15 protein-coding genes are annotated in these 17,606 nt (G+C 48.7%); 5 read left to right on the plus strand and 10 right to left on the minus strand.

The genetic code is table 11. The annotated features are described in order from the left end of the window. Positions 1 to 23 precede the first annotated feature (23 nt). The 6 genes from FGB90_RS12090 to FGB90_RS12115 all read right to left on the minus strand — a co-directional run bounded on the left by FGB90_RS12090 (position 24) and on the right by FGB90_RS12115 (position 6,748). Positions 24 to 212, minus strand: a complete 189-nt coding sequence (locus tag FGB90_RS12090) for a hypothetical protein (protein ID WP_138811094.1) — start codon at positions 210 to 212, stop codon at positions 24 to 26. Positions 213 to 371: 159 nt separating this feature from the next. Then, positions 372 to 3,131 carry a DNA translocase FtsK gene (locus FGB90_RS12095; protein WP_246056161.1) on the minus strand — a complete coding sequence of 920 codons (2,760 nt, stop codon included), beginning with the start codon at positions 3,129 to 3,131 and terminating at the stop codon, positions 372 to 374. A 347-nt stretch (positions 3,132 to 3,478) separates the two neighbouring features. Continuing rightward, positions 3,479 to 4,279, minus strand: a complete 801-nt coding sequence (locus tag FGB90_RS12100) for a DUF1444 family protein (protein ID WP_138811095.1) — start codon at positions 4,277 to 4,279, stop codon at positions 3,479 to 3,481. A gap of 169 nt (positions 4,280 to 4,448) precedes the next feature. Further along, positions 4,449 to 4,769, minus strand: a complete 321-nt coding sequence (locus tag FGB90_RS12105; RefSeq protein WP_138811096.1) for a thioredoxin family protein — start codon at positions 4,767 to 4,769, stop codon at positions 4,449 to 4,451. A 12-nt stretch (positions 4,770 to 4,781) separates the two neighbouring features. Then, positions 4,782 to 5,825 carry a PTS sugar transporter subunit IIC gene (locus FGB90_RS12110; RefSeq protein WP_138811097.1) on the minus strand — a complete coding sequence of 348 codons (1,044 nt, stop codon included), beginning with the start codon at positions 5,823 to 5,825 and terminating at the stop codon, positions 4,782 to 4,784. 413 nt (positions 5,826 to 6,238) lie between these two features. After that, positions 6,239 to 6,748, minus strand: coding sequence for a hypothetical protein (locus FGB90_RS12115; RefSeq protein WP_138811098.1), 510 nt, complete (start codon positions 6,746 to 6,748; stop codon positions 6,239 to 6,241). A 170-nt stretch (positions 6,749 to 6,918) separates the two neighbouring features. On the opposite strand from FGB90_RS12115, the gene FGB90_RS12120 reads away from it, so the two are divergent. Then, positions 6,919 to 7,365, plus strand: coding sequence for a YtoQ family protein (locus FGB90_RS12120; protein WP_138811099.1), 447 nt, complete (start codon positions 6,919 to 6,921; stop codon positions 7,363 to 7,365). Between the two features lie 73 nt (positions 7,366 to 7,438). Here the strand turns inward: FGB90_RS12120 and FGB90_RS12125 are convergent, their stop codons facing one another. Then, positions 7,439 to 7,954 (minus strand): DUF84 family protein, encoded by a 516-nt coding sequence (locus tag FGB90_RS12125; protein WP_138811100.1) that lies wholly within the window; start codon positions 7,952 to 7,954, stop codon positions 7,439 to 7,441. 334 nt (positions 7,955 to 8,288) lie between these two features. Then, entirely contained in the window at positions 8,289 to 9,362 is a 1,074-nt protein-coding gene (locus FGB90_RS12130; RefSeq protein ID WP_138811101.1) for a M42 family metallopeptidase, read from the minus strand. Positions 9,363 to 9,586: 224 nt separating this feature from the next. Between FGB90_RS12130 and FGB90_RS12135 the strand changes: the two genes are divergently transcribed. From FGB90_RS12135 to FGB90_RS12145, 3 genes are all read left to right on the plus strand, one after another. Beyond that, positions 9,587 to 9,907 (plus strand): PepSY domain-containing protein, encoded by a 321-nt coding sequence (locus FGB90_RS12135; protein ID WP_138811102.1) that lies wholly within the window; start codon positions 9,587 to 9,589, stop codon positions 9,905 to 9,907. Positions 9,908 to 10,125: 218 nt separating this feature from the next. Next, positions 10,126 to 12,558 carry a S8 family serine peptidase gene (locus tag FGB90_RS12140; protein ID WP_306419235.1) on the plus strand — a complete coding sequence of 811 codons (2,433 nt, stop codon included), beginning with the start codon at positions 10,126 to 10,128 and terminating at the stop codon, positions 12,556 to 12,558. 332 nt (positions 12,559 to 12,890) lie between these two features. Further along, on the plus strand, positions 12,891 to 15,302 hold the full coding sequence (locus FGB90_RS12145; RefSeq protein WP_138811103.1) for a S8 family serine peptidase: 2,412 nt from the start codon (positions 12,891 to 12,893) through the stop codon (positions 15,300 to 15,302). Between the two features lie 232 nt (positions 15,303 to 15,534). Here FGB90_RS12145 and FGB90_RS12150 read toward each other — a convergent pair whose 3' ends face one another. After that, a complete protein-coding gene (locus FGB90_RS12150; protein WP_138811236.1) occupies positions 15,535 to 16,386 on the minus strand; it encodes a YtnP family quorum-quenching lactonase in 852 nt (283 codons plus the stop codon). A 61-nt stretch (positions 16,387 to 16,447) separates the two neighbouring features. Then, positions 16,448 to 17,101, minus strand: coding sequence for a tRNA (guanosine(46)-N7)-methyltransferase TrmB (gene trmB / locus FGB90_RS12155; protein WP_138811104.1), 654 nt, complete (start codon positions 17,099 to 17,101; stop codon positions 16,448 to 16,450). A 135-nt stretch (positions 17,102 to 17,236) separates the two neighbouring features. Between trmB and FGB90_RS12160 the strand changes: the two genes are divergently transcribed. After that, the gene (locus tag FGB90_RS12160; protein ID WP_138811105.1) at positions 17,237 to 17,560 is read left to right on the plus strand and encodes a YtzH-like family protein; all 324 of its coding nucleotides are present in this window, start codon (positions 17,237 to 17,239) and stop codon (positions 17,558 to 17,560) included. The last annotated feature ends 46 nt before the right edge of the window (positions 17,561 to 17,606 follow it).

Genomic DNA, 17,606 nt, shown 5'->3' on the forward strand with positions numbered 1-17,606 from the left:
CGAACCGGTGCAGTAGCAGTCTCCTAGTGATATATTGCATGCTGACGCTTTTCTTTAATGACAGCTTCGACAATCTCAATCAGATCCTCTTCGCTTACTCGCCTGATGCCGTCACGGACGACAATCAGCTGGGATTGCTCTTCTTCCTTTAACATTCGAAGCCAGTCCGGTGAAACAAATTGTACTAGACTTACTAATGGAAGGTGCTCCATGTGAATCCCTCCTCAGACTAGTTATTTTGTTACCTTTCTTCGTTCATCATGTTACGGAACGTGCAATATTAATTGGAAGCTCAGAGGAAAAAGAAAACGGGAATGAATCCCGTTTACACCATATTGTATAAAAATTTATATGATGTGTGTAGTCTTATCTTACCCTTTTTCAGCAAAACTTTCTTCCAATTCGTCTTTTGTCAGATAAACATCCCGGGGTTTGCTTCCTTTAGCAGGCGAAATGATCCCTCTATCCTCAAGCAGATCAATCATCCGGGCTGCCCGGTTGAAGCCCATCCGGAATCGTCTCTGGATGAGCGAGGTTGATGCTGCCTCCTGTTCAACGATAAAGCGGCAGACTTCCTCAAACAGGGGATCGTCGGCTTCTTCTGTTTCCCTGGCGGAAAGTTCTTCCTTCTCAAACAGAAATCTCGGCGGGCCGCTCTTTTTCACGTGCTCAGTTACCCGCTCGATTTCATCGTCGGAAACAAAGGCTCCCTGAAGTCGCACTGCTTTTGATTCCCCGTTACCAAGAAAGAGCATATCGCCCCGTCCAAGCAGACGCTCGGCTCCGGAAGTGTCAAGAATGGTTCTGGAATCGGTCTGGGCGGATACGGAAAAAGCGATCCGGGTTGGAATGTTTGCCTTAATCAGACCTGTAATGACATCCACGGACGGACGCTGCGTAGCAACAAGAAGGTGGATCCCGCATGCTCTTGCTTTCTGGGCTATCCGGCAGATCGCATCCTCAACTTCCTGTGGAGATACCATCATCAGATCTGCCAGTTCATCCACAACGACAACAAGGTATGGAAAAACCTGATCTTCTTTCCCCTGTTCCCTCATTTTCTTATTATAACGCGTTAAATCTCTCGCCCCGGTTTCGGCAAAGCGTTCGTATCGGCGGTCCATTTCTTCCACGGCCCATTTGAGGGCAAGGGTTGCTTCTTTTGCATCGGTAATTACCGGTGCTGCAAGATGGGGCAGGCCGTTGTACGGCGCCAGTTCCACCATCTTTGGGTCAATAAGGAGCATGCGCACGTCCTCAGGAGAAGCTTTGTACAACAGACTGAGGAGAATGGCATTGACGCACACACTTTTACCGGAACCTGTCGCACCTGCAATGAGCCCGTGAGGCATTTTCTGCAGATCAGTGACAACCGGCTGGCCTGAAATATCAACGCCAAGTCCCGCAGTTAATGGTGATTCACTCTTGAGGTAGGCGGGACTTTTCAGGATTTCACGGAGAAAGACAGGATCAGCTTTCTGGTTCGGCACCTCAATTCCGATTGTGTTTTTACCGGGAATCGGTGCTTCCATCCGTATATCCCTCGCTGCAAGACTGAGCTTGATGTCATCCTGAAGGTTGGTAATCTTACTTACTTTCACTCCAGGTTCAGGCTGAATTTCAAACCTCGTAACAGATGGGCCCCGGGTTACGTTCACTACTTTCGCCTTCACGCTGAAATACGAGAGCGTCTGATCGAGCAGGGCGGACTGTGCCGAAAGGGCTTCATCATCTTCCTGTGTCCTGCCCGGCGGCACTTCAAGGAGGTGCAGCTCCGGCAGGGCTCCCTTTCCTCTGTTCTGCTTTTCCCGTCGCTCCTGTTTTACACGGTCACGCTGGAACATGAGAACGTTATACGGCAGGGCTGACGGTTTGCCTGCATCTGATTTCCGCCCGCTCTTTTCCACCGGCTTGCGTGGTGCCGTTTTTTCTTCCTTCATGCCGGCAGGTGCTTCACGGCGAACTGCCTCCCGCGCCTCCGCTTCTTTTTCGTGAGTCGCCGCTGTGTCATTAGTATATGAAAGCTCCCTGCTTTCATTAACATTTGCACCGGAATCGTCCCCGGCACTGTCACCTGAAGCGAGAACAGCAGTGGACTCACGACTGGTTCTGTTCAGTTTTTCTTCAATGGAGGTGTATTCCTGATCCTCTTCCTCCTGATCGACGATTTCCTCCGTCAGGTTCTTTTCAGCAGCCGGTTCCTCTGTTTCACCGGAGTCAGCAGGCGTAACGCTTTCCGGGCTTTCAACCTGTTCCTCTGTCTGTTCCTCTGCCTCTTCTTCCGCCGTTACTTCAAAACTGATCGGGTTGTCATTTTCCTGTTCGTGAAAGTCGCCTGGTTCTTCTTCCCGAACCGAAGGAACAATTGCAGGACTCTCCGTCTCTGCTGCCGCTGCGCTTTCTTCGGCGAAATCGGGTTGTTCCACGTCATGCTCTTCATCTGCAATAACGCGATATTCATCCTCTGAAGGAGTACTTCTCTCCGGTTCCTGATTTTCCTCCCCGCTGATCCCGTCATCCGAATCACCCGGCGTAACCAGACCTTCAAGCTCCAGAAATTCATTGAGTACGTCTTCCCTGTATTTCTGAAGTGTATCTTCATCCCGTTTTCCAAAACCGAAGATCGGTGAGGGAATCTGGCGCACTGAGAAATTCTGGCCCGCAAACTTCTGCTTTTCTATGTAGCCGGAATGGGCTTCCTGCTGCGGCTGTGAGTATGCCCAGGCCTTATTAACTTCACTGTTGCCGGTCCCGCTGCTCTGATCAAACTGAAGTTGGGTGCGCTGTTCAGAGTGGGATTCCGATTCCCTGTTTTCGTTTACCGGCTCCTGACGGGGCTGACGACTCTTTTGTTCAGGCTGCTTTTCAGGCTCACTGCGTTCCTCTGCATTTTTTCCAATCGGCTCGTGATCTTTCACGACCGGAAAGCGGAAAGCCCCTGTCCTGGGATACTGGTGAAGAACTTTCGGTTCCTCTCCTTTATCAAAGTGAATACTCGTCCCCTGTCTGTAGTCGGACTTTTTCTTCGCTGAAGGCTTTTTCTGCTGTTTGCCAGCCGCCTGACTTTCTTCCTCTTCGGTACTGAACAGGTTTTTTACCTGGTTCATCATTTTCTGAAAATCAAATCCCATTTCATCACAACCTTTTTTCTCGCTGTCTCACTATATTCGTTGACTGATGGTTCTTTTCTGAGGTATTCCTATTTTAACAGAAAAGACATGGTGCCGGAGGCCCAATCGCCGTAATACAGCTGTAATCGCTCGACGTGAAACCGCCTTGTCCCCATTTGTTCCCGGCCTGATTTCGGCTTCCTTATCCTAATTTGAAATACCCTGTCCTGATTTGTCTTCGGGCTGCCGGATCTCCGGTTCCGGGCCATGCGTCCGGCAGCAGCGTAATTTCACTGTTACTGATGGACAACAGAAAAGACCGGAAAGGCGCAGTTCCACCTTTCCGGCCGTGATAATGCTTCATAGCGTTACTTGTCTTTCGGTTTTCGCTGGGCAAGGATAAATACAGGCTCCAGTTCGCCGTCCTCGTACATAAAGGACAGAGCTGTGATCGGTGAAGTGCCCTTGGCATAAAACGAGAAAGCCATCTGGGCGAGAACGTCATAACCACGCTCATTCTTCATGTCTCCAAAAATGAGAACGTCCTGATGAGGAATCGAGACAGTGAGCTGGCCCTCTGTCTTTTCATCCATTTCCTTCAGCAGGTTTTCATTTAGAATTCGGCTCGCATCGTACCCGTCGTTTGTGTTGATAAAATAGAAGGTATTCCCTGCTACTGTATCGGTTTTCATTGTGTGGCTCAGGGATCTCAGATTAAAAAGCGCTGCTTCTTCCACCTGCTTTTCCGTCGTCCCTTCTTCCGAAAGATGGGCTTCACTCAGGAGTACATACGTTTTCCCGAGATCGAGCGCATAATAGATACGAGATTCCGCCGTATGCTCCTTTGTGAGGAGCCTGTCTCCCTCAGCTGTTTCCTCTGCAAACGAGGTCGGTCTTATAACCGGGAAAATCCGGTTCTCATTGCCCCTTAGCTGTACTTTTGCCGTCAGGGCCGCAATGCCTTCCCGGATATAATGAAGAACTTCCTCAAGTGCTTTATCTTCATCTTTCTTAAACTTATCACTTAATGGACCCAGAGAAACGTTGATGCCTTTCTTCGTCTCGCTGTCCATGATTCTATAGATTTCCTTTTCCCTGTCAAAAGACGTAATAAAGGGATCACTGCTCAGATGTTCATCCAGTAACCGCTTGATCGCTAAAGGTTTCATAAATTTCCGTTCCTCCTGACTTCACTCACTTTCAAAAACAAGTTTAACACGGGCAGGGTCTGATACAAAGAAAAGGGACTGAAGCCGGAGTCCTCAACCCTTCCCCTGCCTCAGTCCACGATAATTTCCCGGCGGCTGTTCCCTTTTCCCATGCCTTTTTTTCAGGCTTTTACCTGGCTGCCGCCTCTGTAAGAAACTGATCGATCTCCTCTTTCGTTTTACGATCCTTACTTACAAACCGGTGTACTTCTTTCCCGTTTTTAAAAACAAGAAAGCTCGGTATACCGAAAATGTCGTTTTCCTGACACTCTTCAATAAAAGAATCCCGATCCACTTTGTAAAAGCTGAGATCCCCGTGCTTGTCTTCAAGTTCCGGCAAAACAGGTTCAATGACGACACAGTCCGGGCACCATCCTGCTGTAAAATACAGAACGGCTCCGTCTTCCTGCTTCACTTCATTCAGCTGTTCCTTTGTCTGAACGGCTTTCATTTTACATACCCCCTAGGACTGGTTAATTTTCATATCTCCAAAAGCAATCTTTCCCTGTTTCCGCAGCCACTCTGATAATAAAAGACTGAGTACGGCCGGTCCAATAAAATGCATAAACAGGACAATGAGCAGAACGTTCATTGTAAAGCCCATCGCTTCAAAAGCCATAATCTGCCCCACAAACCCGCTCGTTCCCATCCCGGCACCGGCAGGGAGGTTTTCCATCCTGAACACAACCGTGGAAACAGGACCAAGAATGGCAGCTGCAGCAGTCGGCGGAAGAAGAATCCATGGGTTTTTGACCACGTTACCAATCTGCAGCATCGATGTGCCGATACCGAGTGCCACAAGGCCCGACCATCGGTTTTCCCGGTAGCTGCTCACTGCAAAACCGATCATCTGGGCCGCACACCCCACAGCAGCAGCTCCGGCTGCCACACCGGAAAGCCCGAGCATAATGGCAATGGCTGCACTGGATATCGGGGCTGTAAGTGCCAGTCCCATCATAACCGCAACAAGAATGCCCATGATAAATGGCTGCTGATCCGTCGCCCACATAATCATGGCACCGAACTGTTCCAGGGCAGTCTGAATGCCGGGTCCAATAAATGCTGCTGCTGCCACTCCCGTTACGATGGTGACTAATGGCGTAACTATAATATCAATCTTTGTCTCCTGGGAAATGAGCTTCCCGGCTTCCACACTGAGCAGTGCTGCCACGAATGCTCCTGCAGGCCCACCAAGATCTGCTCCAGCGGCTCCGGTAATGACAGCCGAAAAAATAACGAGTCTCGGGGCTTTAAGCCCATATGCAACAGCCACTCCGATCGCCGGCCCCATAAGGCTCATAGCCAGTTCCCCCGTGCCTGCAAGCCATCCTGCAAAACGGTCAATCACGCCCCCGGCCCCGGCTGCAAGCAGCTGATTTCCGGCAGTCTGGAGAATGAGGCCGATAATCAGCGAGGAAAACAGACCGAGAGCCATGAAACTCAGGGCGTCAATTACATAGGTCTTAAAAGAGGGCTGAACCCCCTTTTTCCTGAAAAACGAAGTCATTGTTATGTACAGTCTCCTCTGTCATTAATGGTATCAGGCGAACGCTTTTACAACCCCTCTAACCAGGAAAACAACGGAATCAATTTTAAAAAAAGGCTGTGTTCGTATAGATTGTTGTTATTGACCAGATTAAATGCAGCGGAAGGCGGCGACTCCAGCGACGAGCGTTTACTCCGTGACTAATCTTCGAGTTGCTTCGACGGAGCCGGCTCCGGAGCTTAACTGGGAGAGGAAGAAGCAGGAATTTGCCTGGCCGAAGCGATGTCCGCGGCATAGAAGACACCGTGAAGCATGATCGGATGTCGCACTTGTGCCTGTGGTGAAAGCATCCGCCTGCAGCGGAATAAAACAACAATCTTTCCGAAAACAGCTTAAAAAAAAGAATAAGAGTCTCCCCTTATTCTATCGGAGTTTTATTTAGTTTGTACAGAGTTTACCATTTCAAACAGAAGCTCTGCCTCGGCACCGGTTCTGTCCTTCGATGTAATGACCGTTCCTTTTACACCGTTGATCCCTGTAATTACTTTCACCGTATCCTCGTCCAGTTCATCGAACACAACATAACCGCTGTCCTCGTCCCCTGTACGAATCTCAGCCAGTTCAGGTGTGCCTTCAATTCCGTTGGCTTCCATCATCTCTCCCTTATTTTCGTAGCCTGCCTGATCACCCAGAAAAACGAGGTATGTCCGGTCTTCCCCTTCAAGCTCAAGGTTATAGGAATCTTCATACTCCACGTTTAAGGAGTCAGGTTTATAAATGGAAAAATAATCATTACTGTAATTTATATCTGCCGGAGCGGCCGAAAGATTTTCCACAAGCGCACGTTCAGCCCGTTCTTCCCCGGTTAACTCCATAAATGAACAGCCTGCAGCTGTCGTCACCATAACCGCCAGCAAAACTGCCACTGCCTTGTATTTCAGCATCACAATTCCAGCTCCCTTCAGTCGTTCCCAGTAAATATCGTATACCTGATCAGTTTGGAATGGCAACCTTTTTTCAGGAGGTAAGGTTTTCCGGGCCTATCTTTTGGAAAAAAACTGCGGGAAAGGTAAAATAGCAGGAGAACAAATCATGTTTTTTAGGAGTGAGCCAAATGGAATTAACTGTATACCTTGCAGGACAGATCCACGACGACTGGCGCGACGAAGTTAAAACAAAAGCTTCAGAAAAGAACCTTCCACTGAATTTTACAGGCCCGATGGAAAACCACGACCGCTCCGATGATATTGGAGAGGAAATTCTCGGGGAACAGCCCGATTCCATCGCGAAAGACGATGCCGCCTCTGATTTTAACAACCTCCGCACGCAGGTACTTCTCGGAAAATCAGATCTCGTCATTGCCCTCTTTGGTGAAAAATACAAGCAGTGGAACAGTGCCATGGATGCCTCAGCCGCCCTGGCCATGAACAAGCCGCTTATTATTGTAAGACCGAAAGATCTCCACCATCCCCTTAAAGAGCTGTCCAACAAAGCCAACGTGACGGTGGAAAATGTCGATCAGGCCCTTCAGGCAATCAGCTATATCTTTGAAGAGAAGTAAACACCAATCTTAATAGCCCCTCCAGCTGCATGGAGGGGCTTTTTGATCTGATTTTTTTAGAAGAGCAGGTTGGTTATTCTTCAGTGCTGCGCTGCCACTGCCCATAAAGGAGCCGGACGATGTGGGCAAACATTTCGTCCCGGGCTACAGCCCCGGCTGTTAAAATTCCTATCGTCCCCTCTTTGTAGCGTACACCTGTCTTCTCTGCGTACGTGTCAATAACATCCCCGAGCTCTTTACCCGCTCTGAGACCTGATGCAACCTCCTCAGGAAGCGGAACTCTTGCTCCGGCTGCGATGAAGAGATCACCTTCGGCAGTGGCAAGCGCACCCCAGTTGCAGAGGTACAGCTCCTGCCCGATTTCCGTCACCCCGCCCTCAAGACCAATTGCCACAGGCGCACGAAAATCCCGAACGAGTGCTTTTGCCCGGTTTACTGCCCCTGTCCGTGTCTCCACATCGGAAAAAGGCTGATCACCTACCCCTGACGGGACAGACTGGGGAATAATATTGTACAGGTCTTCCCGGTTAAAGACCCGGCGTACTGACGCGATTTTTGCGGGGTTTCGGGATGCCACGAACAAGTCCATTCTAATCACTTCCCTCTCTAATTAAGGCTATGTTCGTATAGATTGTTGCTATTGATCAAATTAACTATAGAGCGAAAGGCGGCGACTCCGGCGGGAAGACCAGGAGCAGAAGACCCCGCAGGGACGAGTGTTTACATCGTGAGTTCGCTTCGAGCTGCTTCGACGCAGACGCGTCAGAGCGTTTCGGGCAGAGGAAGAAGCATGATAACTACTCTGCCGGCTGAGGCCCTGCCCGCGGAAAGCGTCCGCCTGCAGCGGAATAAAACAACAATCTTTCCGAAGACAGCTCTAATTAAAGAAACTGCCCGGAATCGCATCCCGGACAGCCTCGATGTTATACGTTTGAGCGGATCGCCTCCACCGTTGCACGGTCTGTTTTCCGGGCAAGGGTGGTGATCAGTTCCTTCGCAGCTTCGTAATCATCCACATGGATAATGGATGCAGAAGTATGGATATAGCGTGAGCAGATCCCCACAACAGCTGACGGTACGCCGTTATTGGAGATGTGGACGCGGCCGGCATCAGTTCCACCCTGGGAAATAAAGAACTGGTACGGGATGCTGTTGGATTCTGCAGTATCGAGAATAAACTCACGCATACCGCGGTGGGTCACCATAGTCCGGTCGAAAATCCGGAGAAGGGCTCCTTTACCGAGCTTGCCGAACGGATCTTTTTCACCGGATGCGTCGTTGGCAGGACTTGCATCCATGGCATAGAAAATATCAGGCTTGATCATGTTCGCAGCAACCTGGGCACCGCGAAGACCAACCTCCTCCTGCACCGTGGCACCGGAGTAGAGCATGTTCGGTGTTGACTCGTCTTTAAGTTCCTTTAAAAGTTCAATGGCAAGCCCGCAGCCGTAGCGGTTATCCCACGCTTTGGAAAGTACCTTTTTCTCGTTTGCCATGCGTTCCATCGGACATACCGGCACGATCTGCTGACCGGGTCTGATACCAATCCGCTCTGCATCTGCTTTGTCATCGGCACCAATATCAATGTACATATTTTTAATGTCCATTGGCTTTTTGCGCTTGGCTTCATCAAGAAGGTGTGGAGGAATGGATCCCACCACTCCTGTCACCGGCCCGTCTTCCGTAATAATGTGAAGACGCTGGGCAAGAAGCACCTGGCTCCACCATCCGCCGAGAGTCTGAAAGCGGATCAGGCCTTTATCCGTAATCTGGGTAACCATAAAACCGACTTCGTCCATATGTCCGGCAACCATAACTTTCGGACCGTTCGTGTCACCCTTTTTCACACCGAACACACCGCCGAGACCGTCCTGGATTACTTCGTCACTGTACTTTTCAAGCTCGCTTTTCATAAACTTGCGCACCTGATGCTCATTTCCCGGTGCTCCCGGAAGCTGCGTGAGCGTTTCAAACATCTGATATGTTTCCTGATTCATCTTAAAATCTCCCTTCATGACCATTCGATTATGTATCGCTCCTTCTATCTTAACGAAATGTTAAGAAGACTTCCACTTTTTCCGGCGCCCGAAATAAATATTTTGATTTGCCCCCGTTTTCTCCCTTACGGAAAAAAACAGCCACAGAATTTGGCATTTATTTCTTCATTCGCTATACTAGGAGCAGAAACTTCAGATGATAATTGAACAGGATGGTGAATCTTATGAGTTGGAAACGTTTTATCACTGGTGTGGCAGTCGGTGCCGCTGCTGCCTGGCTCGTAAAAGAACAGTGTGATCAGAGCGACTGCAGCCTTTCCCCTGAACGTGCGTTAAAACTTGTTAAACGGAGAATGAGGGACTTCGGCTCCATCGACGGCTCCTGGATCCACATGATGGCCGAAGAGTTCCATAACGATAACCTGACTTACTCCGTCTACCGGGGCGGTGTTTCATGCACCATCGACGGCCAGCTCCACGCCTTTGAATTTCTAGTCGACGCCACTACAGGAACGATTTTAAAACTTAAAAAGCAGGATGATTAAGTCGAAAGCTCTCCTTTAAGGAGGGCTTTTTTTATGCTCCGTTTCCCAAAGAGCGATATAATGCGCTAAATAATTTTATAATATTCACAATTTTAGTACTATTTTCCCAAGGAACTTTTACTTTTAAGGTCAAATTTTATAAGTGTTCGAAATAACGAAGAAAGGAGATTGATTTGGGGACAGGTTTCATCAAAACAAACAATTTGGGGGAATGGATAGTGAAACAGGTTATGTCACGCATGACGCTGTCTGTACTGGCGGTACTTCTTGTTATGTCCACCTTTGTACCTGCAGCCTCATCAAACAGCGAACGGGAGCTGGAGCTCGCCGAACTGTTCGGAAGCTATGAGCTGTCGTCTGATGAAGAAGTAACTGTTATTGTGGAAATGGACGAACCATCACTCGTAGAGGCGAAGCAGACAGGCAAATCACAGACAAGAGGAAACCTTGAGCGGGTACGTAACAACGTAAAAGCAGACGTACATAACGCTGCTCCAGACAGTGAGGTTAATCGTGAGTACGATTACGTCTTCTCCGGCTTTTCTCTTACTCTTCCACAGAACAAAATCGCAGCTCTTTTAAACGTTGATGGGGTTAAAGCTGTGTATCCGGATGTGGAATATCAGGTTGATGCAATGAATTTTGAGGAAATTGATTCGGAATCCTTCTCTCCTGCCATGATGGATAGTGCTCCATTCATTGGTTCAAATGATGCATGGGAAGAAGGTTTTACTGGTGAAGGGGTTACTGTTGCCATTATCGACACTGGTACGGACTATACTCACCCTGACCTTGCTCATGCTTTCGATGATTACAAAGGTTGGGACTTCGTAGACAACAATGACGATCCACAGGAAACACCTCCTGGTGACCCTCGTGGCGGTTCAACCAACCACGGAACGCACGTAGCTGGTACAGTTGCAGCTAATGGGCAGATTAAAGGTGTTGCACCTGATGCCACTCTTCTTGCATACCGTGTTCTCGGTCCCGGCGGTTCCGGCTCAACTGAAAATGTTGTTGCAGGAATTGAGCGTGCAGTTCAGGATGGTGCGGATGTAATGAACCTTTCACTTGGTAACACACTGAACAACCCTGACTGGGCAACATCCATTGCACTGGATTGGGCCATGGCTGAAGGCGTTGTCGCGGTAACTTCAAACGGCAACAGTGGACCTAACAAATGGACAGTCGGTTCCCCCGGTACTTCCCGTGAAGCGATTTCTGTAGGGGCTACTCAACTTCCTTATAATGTGTTCAACTCTAAGATCTCCACGTCTGAGGGAGTTGAGTATCCAAGCGCTAAGGTTATGGGCTTCCCTAATGAGGATGAACTTCTTGCTTTGAATGAAGGGGAGTATGAGTTTGTGTATGTTGGTCTTGGATATCCTGCCGATTTTGAAGAAAAAGATCTTGAGGGTAAAATCGCTCTCATTAGTCGCGGTGATTTCGCCTTTGTAGATAAAGCAGCGAATGCCAAGAATGCAGGAGCTGTTGGTGCTATAATCTATAATAACGTTGCAGGCGAACACGCTGATGTTCCGGGAATGGCAGTACCCACAATAAAAACAACTCTTGCAGACGGCCAAAAGCTTCTTGCCGAACTTGAAGCCGGTAACAACACTGTGTCCTTTGACATCGAATTCGATAAAGAGGTGGGAGAAACTGTTGCAGACTTCTCGTCCCGCGGTCCAGTAACATTAACCTGGATGATTAAACCTGATGTTTCAGCGCCGGGAGTGAATATTACAAGTACTATTCCAACCCATAATTCTGACAATCCACACGGCTACGGAGCATTTCAGGGAACAAGCATGGCAGCACCTCACGTTGCCGGTGCTGCAGCGCTTCTTCTCGAGAAGAATCCTGACTGGAGTGTAGATAACGTAAAGGCAGCACTAATGAATACAGCGGAAGACCTGATTGATCCCACAACCGGAAAAAGTTATCCTCACAACACCCAGGGCGCCGGAAGTATCCGAGTTGTTGCTGCGCTGACAACTGAAACACTTGTCACTCCGGGATCTCACTCTTTCGGTAAGTTCGTTAAAGAAGAAGGCCGTCAGGTTGAAAAACAGAAATTTGAGATTACAAATCTTACAAACGAGCGTAAGCGTTACAGCATTGATGTGGAATTCCACGATCCTGAGGCAGCAGATGGAATCAAAGTTAACACAAGCAATAACCTGCAGGTTCAGCCTGGTAAAACCCAGAACGTAAACATGAACGTTCAGGTTGATACGAGTAATCTTGAGCCGGGTTATTATGAAGCGACAATTACCCTTACTCACGGCGAAGAAGAGGTGATTGAAGTTCCGGCAATCCTTTTTGTTGGAGAGCCTGATTACCCGCGCGTAACAGGAGCGTTTATGGGTAAGGAAGCTGACAGCTCCTACTATGTCGGTTCCTATCTGCCGGGGGGAGCAGAGGTTATTGAGTATGATATCTACGTGTTCAATCCTGACGGGACGATTGGTGGCTTTGTAGATACCATCGGTTCCTTTGAAAACGTTCAGGCACCGATCCACGAATTCAACTGGGATGGTACCGTTCAGAACGGCATAAATCTCCCTAATGGACAGTGGGTACTGGGTGTTTACGTTGAAAAAGCCGGCGTCACAGAGTACAGAGCTTATCTTGTCACAAAGAACTAATGCAGTTTAAGAGACCGCCAAAAGGCGGTCTCTTTTTTCATAGTACAAAATACTAACTCCATAAAATGGTTAAGTACTTTTACCTACGAATAATTTGTCGTTTTCTGTCGTTTTTATAAGTTCATTTTACTATTACTCTTTCACACCAGCATCCGACACTACCCGCGTATTATTCTGACTTTTCACAAACTTATTACTTTAGTAGGACGATTTTTGTCGACTAATTGATTAAACTTTTAGATGCACGAAATTTTATGTGCAAGGTTTACAGAAGGTGAAACATTTTCCTTTTGTATAACCAACTTTACATCTTGGAATAGGGGGAATTTATTTTGAAATCAAAATTTAAGCAATTGAGTGCTTCTGCACTGGCTGCTTTGCTTGTGGTGCCTGCTTTTGCATCTCAGGGTTCGGCAAACAGCCATGTTGTGGAAGACAGCGAGGCACAACTTTTTGGAGAGTATAACCTGAACTCTTCCGAAAGCATAACAGTTATGGTGGAGCTGGACGAGCCTTCGCTTCTTCAGGCAAAACACACAGGCCGCAGCCAGTCCGAAACAAATCTTGAACAGGCACGTGAAGCTGTTAAAAACGCTCTCGCTGAAGTATCACCGAGCAGTGAAGTAAACCGTGAGTATGATACAGTCTTCTCCGGTTTTTCCGTTGAAGTGCCGCAGAATGAACTGAGTGACGTACTTGAACTTGACGGTGTACAGTCCGTTTATCCGGATGTTCATTACGATGCAAGTGAATTTGAACCTGAACTGATCGATGAGGAATCATTCTCACCGGCCATGATGGACAGTGCTCCATTTATCGGTGCACCTGAAGTGTGGGAAGACCTTGGTGTAACCGGTGAAGGCATCACTGTTGCGATCATTGATACAGGGGTTGACTACACGCACCCTGACCTCGAAAGCTCTTTCGGAGAATATCTCGGATATGACTTTGTTGATAACAATGACGATCCAAACGAAGGAGAAGGCCAGTACCACGGTACGCATGTAGCCGGAACGGTTGCGGCAGATGGGCTGATCCAGGGTGTTGCTCCTGACGCGACACTTGTCAGCTACCGTGTCCTTGGGCCAAACGGTGGAACAACGCAAGACGTTGTAGCATCCATTGAACTAGCCGTACAGGACGGCGTGGATGTGATGAACCTTTCCCTTGGTAACTCACTGAACGATGCTGACTTCGCCACTTCCATTGCACTTGACTGGGCAATGTCAGAAGGTGTTGTAGCAGTAGTCGCAAACGGAAACAGCGGTCCAAACAACTGGACGGTCGGTTCTCCGGGCACATCCCGCGATGCCATTTCCGTTGGTGCAACGCAGCTTCCGTATGATGCCTACAATGCAGGAATCTCTACCGAGGGCGATGTAAGCTATCCTTCTGCAGAAGTAATGGGTTACCCATCTGTGGATGAACTGATGGCACTTAATGGTGAAGAGCTTGAATTTGTTGACGTCGGTCTTGCAGGTCCTGGAGATTTTGAGGACGTAGACGTTGACGGTAAAATTGCACTGATTGAGCGCGGTGAGTATGCGTTTGTGGACAAAGCTGAAAATGCTAAAGACAACGGAGCTGTCGGTGCGATCATCTACAACAACGCGGCTGGTTCACAGCCGGAAGTACCGGGTCTTGCTGTTCCAACAATTATGACAACTCAGGAAGACGGTCAGACGCTTCTTGCCGAGCTTGAAGCAGGAAACAATACCGTTACCTTCGATATTGCTTTTGACCAGGTTGTACCTGAGTCCATGGCTGACTTCTCCTCCCGCGGACCGGCTGCACCTACTTTCGGCATAAAGCCTGACGTATCTGCACCTGGTGTCGCGATTGTCAGCACAATGCCGGAAGCATTCGGCTACTATGCTTCCCTTCAGGGCACAAGCATGGCTGCCCCGCACGTAGCAGGTGTGGCAGCGCTGATTCTTGAAGCTAACCCTGACAGAACACCTGGACAGGTGAAATCGGCGATCATGAACACAGCTGAACCGGTTCTTGACCGTGACGGCAACCCGTATCCATTTAACACCCAGGGTGCCGGAAGTGTTCGTCCTTATGACGCGATTACTGCTGAAACACTTGTAACACCCGGTTCTCACACATTCGGCGTATTTGACAAAGATCGCGGCCGTCAGGTTGAGCGCCAGCACTTCGAGGTACAAAACCTTTCGGATGAGCGCAAGCAATATGAAATCGATGTTGCTTTCAACGATGGCGAAGAGCACATCAGTGTAAATACAAGCAGTAACCTGAGCGTCCAAGCCGGGAGCTCACAGAAAGTGAACACAGTTGTACAGCTAAATGCTTCTGAGCTTGACGCAGGGTATTATGAAGCAACAATCACCCTAACTAACGGTGATGAAGTCATTGAAGTACCGAGTATTGCATTCGTTATGGAACCGGATTATCCTCGGGTAACTCACCTGTTCCTGGGTAGTAATTCAGACGGAACAATCGCCGGTGAAGCTTATCTTCCAGGTGGTGCGGAAACTTTTGCCCTTCAGGTTTATAAAGAAGGTACAACCACCCTCGTAGACGTACCATATACTAACGAAGATGTAAGCTCCGGTTATCATCAATTCACTTGGGACGGACTGACTTCCGCTGGAGAGCAGCTCGCACCAGGAGCATATGACCTTTATGCTTTCGCTCTTAAAGCCGGCAAGGGTGACCACGCATACGGCGGTACTCTGACAGTCGACGAAAATGGTGAAACTAATCTGGATCTCGAATAATCAATATAAAAAAAGGTGAGTCCCGGCCGGGGCTCACCTTTTTTCGTTGCCGGGGCTTTACCTGTACATATTTTTATTTACCTGTACTTATTTCATTTTACTTGTACTTAGCTGCTTTAACCGCTCGCACCGTTCTCCGGCCCCTCCTCCCCCTAAAAGTCAACATCCCCTTTCCTTCTACCAAACAAAAAAAAGAAGCCCTCCTCAGGACTCCTCTCTCCATAAACAGCCTCTATTCATTTTCCCCGTTCCGAAGCACTTCCTCAACAACTTCATTGTCCTCGTTCCACTTAAGGGCGCGGTACTTATAGTCGTGGTAAAACAGGAACCAGGCTCCGTCCCTGATTGCCGGGGCGATATACTTCTGCTTGGCGTCGATGGAATCCATCGGATAGTCATCGTAGGCAAGCACCCAGAGGGGATTGCGGTGGGCGTGGGTCGGCATGATGTCAGCCATGTGGATTGCTTTTTCCCCGCCGCGGTCGATCATCAGGATGCTGTGGCCGTCGCTGTGACCACCTGTATGTACAAGCCGAATGCCCTCCACTGGTTCAACTGCTTCCGAATATGTCCGAACCTGCGACACGACCGGCTTCCAGTTCTCCTCATAGTAAGTGGCTTTAGAGCGGATATTCGGGTTTTTAAGCTCCTCCCATTCCGTTTCATTCACGTAAATTTCCGCGTTCCGGAACACAGAGGCAAGCTCCTCCCCCTGATACTCAGATAGGCCCGAAGCATGGTCGAAGTGCATATGTGTCATCAGAACGGTATCGATGTCATCCACGGTGAGTCCCAGCTCGCCCAGATTTTCTTTCAGTGCAGACTCGTGTTCGATTCCGAAATTGCGCTTCTGTTTATCGTTAAATTTACCCGTACCGATTCCCGCCTCAACCAGAATGTTTTTTCCGTCAGCCTGAAGGAGCATCGGATCGGTGCGAAGTTCGATCTGGTTCCGCTCATTAACCGGGTATTTTTTCTCCCATAACGGTTTCGGCACAACACCGAACATGGCGCCTCCGTCCATGTGGGTCACCCCGCCGTTGAGCCACGTAATTGTCACATCTCCCACTTTCAGTTGTTCCAGTGCCATTCAGCTCATCCCCTGACTGTGAAGTTTGTATGGTCTTACGGCTCCGGAATTCGTATCATCGGCCGGAACGGTCGTTCCAGACTGCTTCGAGCCTGTAGATGGGCTGGCCATTACGTGAGAACTTTTCTTCATATTCAGTCATAACGTTTCCTTCCAATCCATCCTCATGAAGATCCAGGCTGATGTTCTGAAGCGTGAAGCCGAATTCCGAAAAGCTTTGCAGTGAATACTCGAACAGAGGCCGGTTATCCGTCTTCATGTGGATTTCGCCTCCGTCCTTCAGTAATTCTACATATTTCTGCAGAAATCCTTCATGGGTGAGGCGCCTTTTTGCGTGCCGATTCTTCGGCCACGGATCGGTAAAGTTGATATAAAACCGATCGACTTCATTTTCGGTAAATATATCATTAATATCGTTAACATCTTCCTTGAGCATGACTACATTCGGAAGATCAAGTTCTTTCATACGCTCAAGCCCAGTTAGGATAATGGAATCAAATTTCTCAATCCCGATCATGTTCACATCAGGGTTCTGTTCAGCCATCCCTGTCACAAAACGCCCTTTTCCGCTGCCAACCTCCACGTAAAGGGGCTTCTCATTACCAAAGTATTCTACCCAGAGACCTCTATGAGCTGAAGGCTCAGGGACTATGTACTGGGGGTGAGCAGCAATCTCTTCAGGCGCCCACGGTTTATTTCGCTGTCGCATATTTGTCACTCCGTTTCAACTGTCATTCAATACATAAGGATACCACAACTCCCTCAGCTGCTCATCAATGCTCCCGCTTATTTTTCCGTGCAGCGGGTATAAAGGGAATATGCATGCAGAAGGGGTGAATGAACGGTGAGAAACGAGACACCAGTTACACAGGCGAAAACGATACTCGAGAAAATGAAGGATGCCGAAGGTGCAGGTGAGGGTACATTTCTTGAGCTCCAATCCTGCATGAAGATGCTTAAACGGGAGCAGGTAAACGATAACTTCGAGGGAACAATCAAAGAAATCGACGCTTTCGTGGACGAACGTAAAAACAGTGCGTCAAATGAAGAACATATTCATTTTCACCGCCAGAACATCTCCCGCTGGATCGAGGAGCTGACGATGCTAAATGATGAAAAAAGCGGAGTTACAATCGACTACAGCCAGCGCGGCGGCAGGGAAATTTAGCTCTGTATAGTTTCACCGGTTCCACACATCCTAATCGGTAGTAAAC

The sequence above is a fragment of the Alteribacter natronophilus genome (assembly GCF_006007885.1).
In the GTDB taxonomy this organism is placed as follows: domain Bacteria; phylum Bacillota; class Bacilli; order Bacillales; family Salisediminibacteriaceae; genus Alteribacter; species Alteribacter natronophilus.